The 12,596-nt window shown below is 62.7% G+C and carries 14 protein-coding genes; 4 read left to right on the top strand and 10 right to left on the bottom strand.

Translation table 11 applies throughout. The features are described 5' to 3' along the window. Window positions 1-138 precede the first annotated feature (138 nt). The 9 genes from IVB13_RS22205 to IVB13_RS22245 are packed head-to-tail and all read right to left on the bottom strand — an operon-like array spanning window position 139 to window position 7,521. Window positions 139-918 (bottom strand): SDR family oxidoreductase, encoded by a 780-nt coding sequence (locus IVB13_RS22205; RefSeq protein WP_247490500.1) that lies wholly within the window; start codon window positions 916-918, stop codon window positions 139-141. 46 nt (window positions 919-964) lie between these two features. Continuing rightward, a complete protein-coding gene (locus IVB13_RS22210; protein ID WP_247490503.1) occupies window positions 965-1,825 on the bottom strand; it encodes a VOC family protein in 861 nt (286 codons plus the stop codon). After that, on the bottom strand, window positions 1,822-2,730 hold the full coding sequence (locus IVB13_RS22215; RefSeq protein WP_247490505.1) for a VOC family protein: 909 nt from the start codon (window positions 2,728-2,730) through the stop codon (window positions 1,822-1,824). The genes IVB13_RS22210 and IVB13_RS22215 overlap by 4 nt, the downstream gene beginning before the upstream one ends. Continuing rightward, the gene (locus tag IVB13_RS22220; protein WP_247490507.1) at window positions 2,727-3,410 is read right to left on the bottom strand and encodes a TetR/AcrR family transcriptional regulator; all 684 of its coding nucleotides are present in this window, start codon (window positions 3,408-3,410) and stop codon (window positions 2,727-2,729) included. The genes IVB13_RS22215 and IVB13_RS22220 overlap by 4 nt, the downstream gene beginning before the upstream one ends. Before the next feature lies 1 nt (window position 3,411). Next, window positions 3,412-3,726, bottom strand: a complete 315-nt coding sequence (locus IVB13_RS22225) for a non-heme iron oxygenase ferredoxin subunit (RefSeq protein ID WP_247490509.1) — start codon at window positions 3,724-3,726, stop codon at window positions 3,412-3,414. Between the two features lie 10 nt (window positions 3,727-3,736). Beyond that, window positions 3,737-4,498: an SDR family oxidoreductase gene (locus IVB13_RS22230; protein ID WP_247490511.1), complete on the bottom strand. Its 762-nt coding sequence runs from the start codon at window positions 4,496-4,498 to the stop codon at window positions 3,737-3,739. Between the two features lie 11 nt (window positions 4,499-4,509). Next, on the bottom strand, window positions 4,510-4,995 hold the full coding sequence (locus IVB13_RS22235; RefSeq protein WP_247490513.1) for an aromatic-ring-hydroxylating dioxygenase subunit beta: 486 nt from the start codon (window positions 4,993-4,995) through the stop codon (window positions 4,510-4,512). 14 nt (window positions 4,996-5,009) lie between these two features. Continuing rightward, a complete protein-coding gene (locus tag IVB13_RS22240; protein ID WP_247490515.1) occupies window positions 5,010-6,281 on the bottom strand; it encodes an aromatic ring-hydroxylating dioxygenase subunit alpha in 1,272 nt (423 codons plus the stop codon). A 22-nt stretch (window positions 6,282-6,303) separates the two neighbouring features. Next, entirely contained in the window at window positions 6,304-7,521 is a 1,218-nt protein-coding gene (locus tag IVB13_RS22245) for an FAD-dependent oxidoreductase (RefSeq protein ID WP_247490517.1), read from the bottom strand. Between the two features lie 174 nt (window positions 7,522-7,695). Between IVB13_RS22245 and IVB13_RS22250 the strand changes: the two genes are divergently transcribed. The 3 genes from IVB13_RS22250 to IVB13_RS22260 all read left to right on the top strand — a co-directional run bounded on the left by IVB13_RS22250 (window position 7,696) and on the right by IVB13_RS22260 (window position 10,318). Beyond that, window positions 7,696-8,679 (top strand): amidohydrolase family protein, encoded by a 984-nt coding sequence (locus IVB13_RS22250; protein WP_247490519.1) that lies wholly within the window; start codon window positions 7,696-7,698, stop codon window positions 8,677-8,679. Between the two features lie 12 nt (window positions 8,680-8,691). Further along, window positions 8,692-9,171, top strand: a complete 480-nt coding sequence (locus IVB13_RS22255) for a hypothetical protein (RefSeq protein ID WP_247490522.1) — start codon at window positions 8,692-8,694, stop codon at window positions 9,169-9,171. 172 nt (window positions 9,172-9,343) lie between these two features. Then, window positions 9,344-10,318 (top strand): tripartite tricarboxylate transporter substrate binding protein, encoded by a 975-nt coding sequence (locus tag IVB13_RS22260; RefSeq protein ID WP_247490524.1) that lies wholly within the window; start codon window positions 9,344-9,346, stop codon window positions 10,316-10,318. Between the two features lies 1 nt (window position 10,319). Here IVB13_RS22260 and IVB13_RS22265 read toward each other — a convergent pair whose 3' ends face one another. Further along, window positions 10,320-11,174, bottom strand: coding sequence for a MaoC/PaaZ C-terminal domain-containing protein (locus tag IVB13_RS22265; protein WP_247490525.1), 855 nt, complete (start codon window positions 11,172-11,174; stop codon window positions 10,320-10,322). Window positions 11,175-11,400: 226 nt separating this feature from the next. Here IVB13_RS22265 and IVB13_RS22270 point away from each other — a divergent pair, with 226 nt between their 5' ends. After that, complete coding sequence (locus IVB13_RS22270; protein WP_247490642.1) at window positions 11,401-12,591, top strand: ABC transporter substrate-binding protein; 1,191 nt, start codon at window positions 11,401-11,403, stop codon at window positions 12,589-12,591. Window positions 12,592-12,596: the final 5 nt, after the last annotated feature.

Raw genomic sequence — 12,596 nt, forward strand, 5'->3', positions numbered from 1 at the left:
ACCGTGGCCTCACGGTCGGGCCGAGCGAAAGCCGCGAGCTTGGACGCGCTCACCGCCGAGGTCGTGCGATCAGAGCCGATTCCGACACTCACCAGGATGAGGGACAAGAGCCCGTCGCTATTCTGGTGCTGAGAGGGATCAAAACATACCTGGATAGGCGCCGCCGTCGATCAGGATGTTTTGCCCGGTGATATAGCCGGCATATGCCGAGCAGAGGAAAGCGCAGGTGGCACCGAACTCGTCCGGATGGCCGAAGCGCTTGGACGGATTGCTCGTTCTGACCTCCTCGGTCACTTCAGTCACGCCGCGCGATGAATTTTTGGCGAGCGCCGCGAGATTGGATTTCAAACGATCGGTATCGAACGTTCCGGGAAGGAGATTGTTGAGGGTCACATTGTGCTCGGCGATGGAGCGGGCCAGACCCGCGGCGAAGCCGGTCAGGCCGGTACGCGCGCCATTCGACAGCGCAAGCATCGCGACCGGCGCCTTCACCGCGTGGGAGGTGATGTTGACGATACGACCGAACTTGCGCGCGATCATGCCATCAACCGTGGCCTTGATGAGTGCGATCGGCGCCAGCATGTTGCCGTCGATCGCCTTGATCCAGTCGTCGCGCCCGAAATTCCTGAAATCGCCGGGCGGTGGTCCGCCGGCGTTGTTGATGAGAATGTCGGGATCAGGGCAGGCGGCGAGAATGACCTCGCGACCTTCGCTGGTCGTGACGTCAGCCAAGACGGCCTTTGGCCGATGGCAGCTCGCCTGCGCAATGTCATCGGCGGCGCTCTCGAGCACGTCGCGCCGTCGTGCGACAATAACGAGCTCGACGCCTTCACGCGCCAGGGCCATGGCGGAAGCCTTGCCCAAACCTTGACTGGCCGCGCACACGATAGCCCTGCGGCCTCTTAATCCCAGATCCATATTCCCTCGCCAGGTCTACCCGCTGCCCGCGGCTTTTCGATCGCTCTTATTTGTTCGGCAACGTCATGCCGGCGGGCTTGGAGCCCCACATGCAGAAGCTTGTCGGTTCGAAGCCGTATTGCCGCGGCCGGTGCGTCGCTTCATCCTCGATCTCATCGACGCCGACGGAATATTCGAAGATCATGCCGTCCGGTCCCTTGAAGTAGAGGAAGCGCGCGCCGGAGGTCGGATGCCGACCCGGGCCGAACACGATTGGCACGCGCCTCTCGTTCAAATAGTAGTAGGAGCGCAGCACATCGTCGTTGCTCTCGACCTGGTGGTTGACGTGCTGGATCCCTGCCTGCGGCGCGCGCACCAGCGCAATGGTGTGATGAATTGCACTCACGCGCATCAGCGGGATGTCGCCAATGCGGTCGCTGACGCGCGCATTGCACACTTGTGTCCAGAACCGCTCATCGCGTGCGGGATCGGTCGAATTCAGGCCGATATGGCTGAAGCCGGTGATTCCGGCGTCGCGGCTGGCGAAATAGCGCCGCCCGCTGCGCTCCGGGCGAACCACCAGCTCGATATGATTGCCGGTCGGGTCGCTGAATCCGATGAAGGCCTTGACCTTGCGCTGCTCGGCTTCCTGCGCGGTGCCGGCATGGACAGGATGGCCGAGCGACTCGAGCGTCGCGGCCGCGTCCTGCAAACTGCTTTCGTCCTCCACCTCGAAACCAACCGTCTGCTCGCGCGGATCGCCTTCCGAGTAGCACAGGGTGTGCGCACGTTCGTCGGATCGCAGATAAAGGGCCTTGTCGCGGCGCTCGGCGACCTGGAGGCCGAGGCAGGCGGTGGCAAAATGTTCGGCTTGCTCCAGATCGGGCGAACCGAGGCGGACATAGCTCACGTCCTTCAATTGGATCATGCGTTGCTCCTGTTCGATGATGCGGACGCACCGAGCTCGGGAACATCCTTGCTTTCGCTGCCCCAGTTGCAGAGCGAGGGGGGGTTAAGCGGAAATTGCCGGGCCGGCCGCGGCTTGTCGCCAACCTCGGCCATGCCGTTGACATAGGACAGGATCAGCCCGTCAGGGCCTTCGACATGCAGGAAAACCTGGCGCGAGGCGGATTGGCGGCCGGGCCCCTGCACGATCTTCACCTGATTGTCCTGCATGAAGTAGCTGTTCTGCATAATCTGATCGAGCGCTTCGACCTCGAAGGCGGCGTAGAGCAGGCCGTTTCGCCGTGATGGATAGAGCGCGATGCGATGATGCAGATTGTCGATGCGCAGGTAGGCGATATCGCCGACCCAGTCGGTCACCTCGGCGCCGAGCAGGCGCCAGAACGCGAGGTCGCGGACATGTTCGGTGCTGCGCAGTCCAATTCCCTGGAACTGGACGATGCCGGCATCGCGCGGCGGAAAATAGCGCCGGCCGCTGCGGGTGGGGCGGGTGACGAGATCAATGCGATTGCCGGTGGCGTCGTCAGCAAGCAGGGCGGACTGCACATATCGCCGCCGGCATTCGTCCGGGCTTGCCGTCCTCACGGCAAAATCCTGCGCGTGCAGCCGCTCGCCAATCTCTTGCAGCGCGGCGTCATCCCAGACCTCGATGCCGATGCTGGTGCCGTCGCGCTGATCGCGGCTGAGACTCACGGTGCGGAAGCGATCGTCGGAGCGGAAGGCCAGTTCGTCCTCATGGCCGGCAACCTGCTGGAGGCCGAAGATATCGGAAACGAACCGCGCACAGGCCTGCGGCTGACTGACGGCATGACGGACGTAGCAGACCGATGTGATGAGCGGCGTGCTTCGGCCTGCGGCTTGCTTGCTCATCGCAGCCGGCTCCGATCTTGCCGGGATTCGAGGAAGACCTTGATCATCTGCCGCCAGAGCTCGAACAGATGCTCAAACCATTTCGGATCGTTGTCCCAGAGCGTGCGCAGCGCCATGCCGCGAACGACGCCGAGGGTGAGCGCTACGATATCGGCCGCGACCGCGGAGGGAACGTTGCTGGCGGCCAGCGCCTCCGCCCAGGCGGCCTCGACCGGACGGCGCGCCTTTCGCGAGATGTCGAGAATCTTCTTGCGCACCGCTTGGTCGGTGGAGGTCGAGAGCACGATGTCGATCGCGACCATGAAATGCTGGCTGAAGAAGAACTCCTTGGCATCTTCGATCACGGCCTCGATCAGGTCGCGCGGGCGGCTGACGGCGGCCGCACGGCGGCGGCTGAGGATTTGCGCCTGTTCGAAGACGTATTCGAGTGTGGCGACGACGAGCGCGTCCTTGGTCGGGAAATGATGCAGCTGGGCGCCGCGGGAGACGCCGGCCTCGGCGGCAACTTCAGCGGTGCGAAACCGGGCATAGCCGCGGCGCCGGATCAGATTGGCCGCGGCCTTCAGAATGCGCAAACGGGTCTCGGCTGTCCGCTCGGCCTGGGTGCGCCGGCGCGGCGGCGCCAGTGATCGGCGCGCGGATTTGTGCGGGGAGGGCGTGCGGTCGGCGCGGGTCGGCATGTCACACCTCAATCTGAACGTTCCCATCCACGACCGTGACGGGATATGTCTTCAAGGCAATCTCGCAGGGCATGCCCGTGGGCTCGCCGGTAGTGACGTCGAATGTTCCAAAGTGGAACGTGCACTCGACGATCTTGCCGTTGATGATGCCTTCCTCCGCCAACGACGCCTCGCCATGCGTGCACATGTCGGCTGTGGCGTAGATCGCGCCGGCCACGCGATAGAGCGCGACATGGGTGCCGTCGGGCAGGGGAGCCTGCTTGATCTCGCCCTCGACGACCTCGTCGGCAGTGCAAAGAATGACCGTTTCAGCCATGAGCAAAGATCTAGAGCATAGTGCTGCCGCCGTTGACGCTGATGACCTGGCCGGTCACGAACGACGCTTCGGCGGAAGCGAGATAGGACACCATCGAGGCGACTTCCTCCATTTCGGCCGGACGGCCCATCGGAATGACGCTGACGAATTTGGCGGCAAGTGCGGGATCATTCCTGGTGATCGCAACCATCTGCGGCGTGTTCACCGCGCAGGGCGCCACTGTGTTGACGGTGATGCCGTCTCTGGCAAACTCACGCGCCATGCCGGTGGTGAGACCGTGCATGCCGCCCTTGGCTGCGTTGTAGGCGGCGTGGTCCCAGAGACCGTTGCGCACGGAGTCGGCACCGAGATTGACGATACGGCCGTAGCCTTGCTTGCGCATCGGAGTAACCCCGTACCAGGAGCACCACAGCACGGTCCACAGATTGCGATCGATGGTGGTTTTCAGCGTTTCCGGCGTGTGCTCGGCGAACGGCTTGATGATGCCGCCGCCGGCATTGTTGACGAGGATATCGAGCCGGCCGAATCGTTCGGAGGCGAGCTTGATCGTCTTCTCGGCGACGCCCTGATCGGACAGATCGCCAGCCTGGATCGCAACCTCCGTGTCGAACTGGCTGGTGAGATACGCCGAGGCCTGATTCAGCCCGGTCTCGTCAAGGTCGGCGAGAACCAGTTTGGCGCCGTCCTTGGCCAGCCGTTCGGCGATCGCAAGGCCGATGCCCTTTGCGGCACCGGTCACCACGGCAATGTTGTTTTTCAACTTCTTGTCCACGATCGCTTTCCCTACAGGATGATGCTGACGCGTCCCTGCGTGCGCAGGCCGTCGCTGTCGAGCAGGCAGCGCTTTTCCTTGATCCGCAGCCGGCCGTTCTCGGCCACCAGCCGATAACGGGTGCTGCCGAAATAGGTGTCGGTGATGCCGTCCTTGGTGCGATAGGTGATGAAGGCGGCGGCGACTTCCATCTCATGGTCGCTGCAGCCGCGGATCCGCACGTTGCTGACGAGATGCCGCGTCCGCGAATGCGGAAACTCGGCGTGCGCGGTGCGCTTCATCAAGCGTTTGACGCGCTCGCTGAGGCGGAAGCGGTCGTCAGCGACGTAGAACAGGTTCTTGTCCGGCGAAGAATCGGCGGGAACGTCGGTCGACGGCACGTAATAGTTCGCATCGTCCGTGAACAGCTCGAGCCATTCCGGCAGTCGCCACTCATCGAGCAGCTCCGCCTCGGCGAACAGGAAATCCTCGACATCGGCGCGCGAGATATTTTGCATGTGCGTCTCCCGTCTCACACCGATGCCGCGAAGACGTTCTTGTTCCAGTGCGACCAGAACGCTCGCATCTGCAGCTCGTCATCATAGGCAGGCGTCTCCTTGCCCATGCCCTTGGAGATGTCGTTCCATTGCGCTTCGGTGGCGTTGCGGAAACCGCGCTGGCACTGCTCGAGCGCCTCGACGTCGTCTGGGGTGGCGAAACCGCCGGGGCCGAGGAATTCCAGGAAGTTGAACAGACGGTATTTGCGCGCCCAATCCGTCTCTTCCTTCGGAGCCAGCGCCCAGGCGCTGATGGTCATGAAATCCGGCGCCTGCGGGTAATAGGTGCGGATCGTCACCGCCATGATATCGTTGACGACGAGATTGGGGAACACGAACAGGTTGCGGTTGTAGAGCGCGATCCGCTTAGCGCGCTCCTCGCCGTAGCGCATCACCAGCCCCTGGTAGAGCCGGTCAATCTCGCGCTTGCCGTCGTCGCCCCACATCGGTACCCATTGTGCGACGGGGCGTCCCCACGGCGCCTTGTATTCCAGCACAGCATGGCCCTTGCCGAGATCGCGCGCGGCGCCCTCCAGCGGCACTGGCGCCAGCCCGCCATTGGTGGCCTTGAGGTAGTCGAAATAGGTCGCATGCGTGGTGAGCGCGTGATAGCCGTCGATCGAATTCTCGGTGAGGAGTTTCCAGTTGGCGCGCATGGAATATTCCTGCGTGCCGCCGACGATGGTCATGCCCATCTCGGCCTGGTCGGCAATGACGTCGAGATATTCCTTCACGGCGCCAAGATAGCTGTCGAGTGTCTCGGCGTTCTTGTCGAAGCAAACGAAGCAGAAGTCGCGAAAGGTTTCGAACCGCGGCACCTGCTGCATGTTGGACGTGCTGCGCTCCTTGAAGTCAGGCGCATAGGAAGCTTCGCCCGGCTGGCTGCGCAGCGCACCGTCCAGGCCGAACACCCAGCCATGATAGAAGCACTGAAACGACTTGGCGTTGCCGTGCTTCTCGCGGCAGACCCGAGCGCCGCGATGCGGACAGGTGTTGAACATGGCGCGCAAGGTCCCTTTTGCGTCGCGCGCGAACAGGATGCTGCGGCCGCCGACCTGGCGGGTGACGAAATCTCCGGGCTTGGGCAGTTCGGAGGCATGGCCGAGATAAAGCCAGCATTTTTCGAAGATGCGCGCGCGCTCGGCTTCGAGGATGTCGGGATCGACAAACGCTTGCCGCGAGACCTTGAAGATTTGCCTGGTCTCGTCGACCATGAGCGCCGTGTTCATGCGTTCGAACGCGTTCATTGCACTCCCTCCCTCCAAATTCTCATTGTGATCTCAATGCGGCCCGGAGGTCGTAACCCGGCGACTCCAGATCGCCGCGCGATGGCTTGGCGTTGGCGGCGATGATCCGCCGCAGCATCGCCATGTCCTTAGCGGCGTTGACGGTGAGCGCGCCCACCATCTCGGTGCCGCGCATCGCGATGACCGAGAATTTTGCGCTGGTCGGATCACCGCGCGCGATGTGCTCGGCATCGCGCATGTCGCCGACGACCTGGATGTTCAGGTCATACTGGTCGGTCCAGAACCATGGCGGGTCGTTGTACGCGTTGATCTCACCGATCATGTTGGCCGCAACCGCAATGGCCTGGTTCTGTGCATTCGCCCAGGTCTCGACGCGGATCGCGCGGCCATGGCACCGGCTCCATTGCAGGGCGGCGTCGCCGGCACAGAAGACGTCTGAAACGGCGGTGCGGCCGCAGGCGTCGACCGCAATGCCGTCGGCGCTGGGCAGGCCGAGCCGCGTGGCAAGGTCGCTCGAGGGAGTGACACCGATGCCGACCAGCACCAGATCGGCAACGATTTCCGTGCCGTTGCTCAGCTGAACGGAATGGGATGTGCTGCCGGTCACTGTCGCGCCGAACACGAATGCGACGCCGTGGCTGCGGTGCTTGTCCTTGACGAGATCGCTGATCAGCGCCGGGAATGCGCGGGCGAGCAGCCGCCCTTCGCTTTCGATCACAGTGACGTGGCAACCGCTCTTGGCCGCGGCGCAGGCTGCTTCCAGGCCGATAACGCCACCGCCGACGATGACGATGCGCGAGCGCGCCGCGATATGGCGACGAAATTGGAATGCGTCCTCGACGTTGCGCAGATACTGGACGTCGAGTGATGCACCTTCGAGCGCGGCGAGCCGCCGCGGTCTTGTGCCGGTTGCGAGCAGAAGCCGGTCGAAAGGAAAGCTGCGGCCGTTTGCGGTGGACACGATGCGGCGATCGGTATCGCAATTGACAGCCGCAGCACCGGTCTCAAGGCGAATGCCCAGGACGCCGCTCCAGTCCCGGGCCTGCTTGATATAGGCGATTGGCGCGTCCGGGGAGTGCAGCATGGCCTTCGACAGCTGCGGCCGTTCGTAGGGAGGGTGGGGCTCTTCGCCGATCATCGTGATGGCGCCCTTGAACCCACGCGCCCGCAGCGCTTCCGCGGCCCGCGCTCCGGCCTGGCCGGCTCCTGCGATCACGATGTTTTCGATCGTTCGCGCCACGCTCGCTTCGCTCCCTGACGCGGTAGCAGGCCGCGTCTTAGTTGATCGTGCACTAACATACGAATATTGGATTGCCTAGAAAATAAAAACAGTCCAACCTGCTTGTAAGTTGTTACGGCGCCGGAAGCCGGCTTTGCCGGCGCGTGCAGTGCAGAAAAAATTCGGGGAAACGTCTTGGTCGAAGCAATCGACACCCATACCCATTTCGTTCCGCGGCACATCCCGGCAGAGCCGGGCCGCAATCCGCTTTGGCCGTCGATCGAGCTCAAGGACACATCCGCCGCCGTCATGGTCGGCGGCAAGGTGTTTCGGATGATCGATTCCCGCAGCTGGGATGCGTGCAGAAGGTTGGACGACATGGCGGTTGACGATGTCGATTTGCAGGTCGTCTCGCCGATGCCGGAACTGTTGTCGCATTGGTTTCCGCCTGAGGACGCCGACGCGCTTTGTCGCCATGTCAACGAAGGCATCGCGGCGCTATGCGCCGATCATCCCCGGCATTTCATCGGGATCGGGATGGTGCCGATGCAGGATGTTGCGCTTGCGGTGCGGCGCATCGCAGACGTCAAGTCGTTCGGCCTGCGCGGTATCGAGATCGGAACGCATATCAATGGTATGGCGCTCGGCGACGCGCGCCTGAACGATGTCTATGCAGCGGCCGAGCAGGCCAGGTTGGTGCTCATGATCCATCCGCTGCATCCGCTCGGGCTTGATCGAATGGGTTGTCGTCCGGAGCTTGCGGCTGTGGCGGCGTTTCCGCTGGAGACGGCATTCGCCGCGGTGTCGCTGATGACCCATGGCGTGCTCAAGCGCTTTCCGAAACTGCGGATCCTGCTCAGCCATGGCGGCGGCGCGCTGTCCTGGCTGCTGCCGCGGTTGCATCACGCTTATGCGATGGGCCCACCGCTGCAGAGTCTGTTTGCGAGAGATCCGACCGAAATTGCTCGGTCCTTCTATTACGACACGATCCTGTATGACGGGCCTGCGCTGCAATTTCTGGCCGACAAGGTCGGCAAGGACCGGCTCGTCGTCGGGTCGGACTATCCGTTCACGATCAAGCAGGACAAGCCTGCGCAGTTCGCCGAGCAGGCCTTGGCTGTTGGGCGCGAAGCACTCTGCGCCAATGCAAGGCTGCTGTTCCGGCTCGACCAGGGCTGACGGGAGGGAACATTGGGAAGCTGCTATTCCTATCGCCAGTTCTGCTCGCTCGGACCGTTGCCGCCGCGCACGCCGGCGCGGCCGGATCCGCAGGTGCCGAAGGACCGCAAGCTCGGTCCGTGCTCGCATGGCAAGATCGGCGCGTTCTATTTCTACGCCGAGGGCTCCCAAGATGATCCCGCCTTTGGATTTTGCGAGATCGAGCTGTCGGTTCAGCGCCTGGCCGAGAACAAGGTGCGGCTCGAACTCTACTGCATCGCCGACGGCTACCAGAGCGCGCGTGGCGTCGGCACACGACATCCGCTGAAGATCGCGGTGCTTGCCGGAGAGGAAATCCTGGTCACCGCGAGCTGGCATTTCCCAAATGTGATCTCTGGCCATGCCGATCCCATGCATTTTGCGGTGGACCTTGAGATCGATGATGAGCCCTTTGCCTTGATCGATCGTGTCGAGCTGAGCCGGACCAGCGGCGAGTCGGAACCGTGCGGGTAGATCGGTCTTCGGAGGTCGACTGCAACGCGGCGCACCGGGACGCCGGCGCTCGGCCTGCAAACGAATGTTCTCAGAAATAGTAAATTAGAGTACGATAAGAACAAATCGGGACTGCGGTTCGTGCCGGACCGCAGCGTGGAAACGTCAAGCGTCTCGGCTTTCGGGAGTATCCATGCGGCTTCGCATTGCAATCGCGATATGGCTTGTTGCCGCATTGACCGGAACGGTGGATTGGCGGCAGGCGTCGGCGGAATCCTACCCGTCGCGCCGCATCAACCTGATCGTGCCGTTCCCTGCGGGCAGCGCGACGGATGCCGTGACGCGGCGCCTGGCCGAAAGCATTCGCATCGAGACAGGCGTGACGGTTCTGGTCGAGAACAAGCCCGGCGCCGACGGCAATCTTGCTGCGCTCGCGGTTTTGAAGGCGGATGCCGACGGCTATACCGTCTTTGTCACCACGAACTCGACCCAAGCGGCCAACATCAACCTGTTCAACGCCATGCCCTACGATCCCAAGGCGGACTTTGCGCCGGTGGCCGGGATCATGACCATTCCGATGATGCTGGCGGTGAAACCGGAGTTTCCGGCGAAGACCGTTGCCGAATTCATCACCCTGGCGAAGTCGCGGCAAAAGCCGCTTTCGTTCGGCAGCGGCAACACGTCGAGCCGGGGGGCCGCGGAACTGTTTCGTTCCCGCGCCGGCATTGAGATGCAGCATGTCCCGTACCGTGGCATGCCGCAGGCGCTGACGGATGTGCTGGCGGGCGAGGTCGATTGCGTGTTCGCCGATCCCGCCAGTGCGCAGGGTCTGATCCAGGATGGCCGGTTGCGGGTGCTCGCGGTGACGAGTAGCGAGCGGCTTGCGGGCCTGCCCGATGTCCCGACGCTCGCGCAGGCCGGCCTGTTCGGGGCAGAGCTGAGCGCCTGGGTCGGAGTCCTTGTGCGATCCGGGACGCCTTCCGATATCGTCACAAAGCTCGGTCAGGTCGTGCTCGGCTTCGTCAACAACAAGGACACCGTGGTTTATCTGGAGTCTGTTGGCGCCAAGCCGTTTCCGGCCGGTCCCGATGAACTCGGAAAGTTCGAGGAAGCCGACACGCGGCGTTGGGCCGAAATCGTCGAGATTGCGAAGATCGAGAAGAAATAACTCAATCGCGGAGGGCTATCGTACCGCGATCAAGCACCACGACATCGCGTTCGACCACCCGGGAGCGGAAACGGATCTGGCCGCCGATGGCGAAGAACTCCGTGCGGATCCTGTCGCCTGGAAACACCGGACGGCTGAAGCGGACCGACAGCGATCTGAGATGATCGGGCCTGCCATTGAGGAGTGTTGCGAGAACCGCGCGCGTCGCGATGCCGAGCGTGCACAGGCCGTGCAGGATCGGTCGTTCAAAGCCGGCCTTCGCGGCAGCCTCGGGATCAGCGTGAATCGGATTGTAGTCGCCGCTCAGCCGGTAGATCAGCGCGCTTTGCGGCAGCGTGGCGATGTCCAGGGTTTGCGAGGGTGTTTGTTCGGGAAGGGCGCTGGCCTCGGTCGGAACAGTGCCGAAGCTGCCGCAGCCGCCGTCTCCACGCAGGAACAGCACGCTGCGGATGGTTGCCAGCTTCTCGCCTGCGATAGCGTCGTTGAGCGTCTTGACGAGGTGAAGAATGGCGCCTTTGCCGGTGCCCTTGTCCGCCACCGCTGCGATCTCGTAGCTGGCCGTGACCGTTCCTTCCGGCGGAATTGGATGATGGATCTCGAAGCTTTGCTCGCCATGCAGCAGTCTGAGCCAATCGATGCCGAGCTCCGGCCGTTTGGCCCAGAAGCCGGGATGCGCCAGCACGCAGCACATCGAAGGGACCGCGTGCAGATCAGACTCGTAGACGAAATTGAGCTGCGCCGGGTCGAGCGGTTCGCAGCCATATCCGAGACCCAGCGCGTACAGCATCGTGTCACGGCGAGAATAACTGTGAGTGACGGGTTCAAAGCGGAAATTCCTGACGGCTTCGAGGTTCAAGGCGTCCTCCCTAACTGTGCTCAGCGCGCGTACCGCCGCGACCGTTCGCGATTGCGCCAATGGCGGTTGCAAAGATGTTCTATCATATAGTACACAAGTGTACGAAATAGAAGGGTCGGCGCCGGGTGTGCCGACGGGGAGTGACGCCGTGGTTTGCAGCGCTGGCCGATCGGGCCATTGGACCTCGCGAGGAGTCGGCAGTCGCGGTGTTGCGTGGGTCACCGCGCTGATCCTCGCCGGCGTGCTCGCGACACAAGCTGCGGCCGGCGAGAAGAAATACGGCCCGGGCGTCAGCGACACCGAGATCAGGATCGGCAACACGTCGCCCTATAGCGGTCCGGCCTCCGCCTTCAGCATGGTCGCCAAGACCGAGGAGGCCTATTTCCGCAAGATCAATGCGGAGGGCGGCATCAATGGGCGGCGCCTCGTCTTCTTATCCTATGACGACGCCTATTCGCCGCCGAAGACGGTCGAGCAGACGCGGCGGCTGGTCGAGAGCGACGAGGTTCTGCTGGTTTTCAACGCGATGGGCACCGCAGCCAACTCGGCCGTACAAAAATATCTCAACGCCAGGAAAGTGCCGCAGCTCTTCGTATCGAGCGGGGCGGCCAAGTGGAACGATCCGCAGAATTTTCCATGGACGATGGGATTCACCCCGAGCTACGAAACCGAAGGTTTCATCTATGCCAAATTTGTGCTGGAGCAGCGTCCCGGCGCGAAGGTGGCGATCCTGTTTCAGAACGATGACTTCGGGAAAGATTATCTCAAGGGGATCAAGCGGGGCCTCGGCGACAAGGCCGCGTCAATGATCGTGGCGGAAGAGGCGTTCGACGTGTCGGAGCCGACGATCGACTCCCATCTGGTCAAGCTGCGATCGACCGGCGCGGACGTATTGTTCGACATTGCGACGCCGAAATTTGCGGCGCAGGCGATCAAGAAAGTGTCGGAGCTCGGCTGGAAGCCGCTGCACCTTCTGAGCTACGTCTCGGCCTCGATCGGCAGCGTGATCAAGCCCGCAGGATTCGAGAACGCGCAGGGCTTAATCTCGGCGGCCTATTTCAAGGATCCAAATGATCCCACCTGGAGGGGCGATCCCGGCCTCAACGATCTCAGCGGATTCCTGAATGGTTATTTTCCAGCCGCCGATCGCAGCGATACGCTGATCGTGAACGGTTACAACACGGCGCAAGCACTGGTTTACCTCCTGAGGCAATGCGGCGACGATCTCACGCGCGACAGCGTGATGCGGCACGCCGCCAATCTGAAGGACGTCGAATTGGGGATGCTGCTTCCCGGTATCCGCCTCAACACCTCGCCGGGCGATTTCGCACCGGTCAAGCAATGGCAGTTGATGCGCTTCGAAGGGACGAATTGGCATCTGTTCGGCGACGTTATGAGCGGCGACGCGAAAAACTAGAGAGG

The sequence above is a fragment of the Bradyrhizobium sp. 17 genome, from assembly GCF_023073515.1.
Lineage (GTDB): Bacteria > Pseudomonadota > Alphaproteobacteria > Rhizobiales > Xanthobacteraceae > Bradyrhizobium > Bradyrhizobium canariense_D.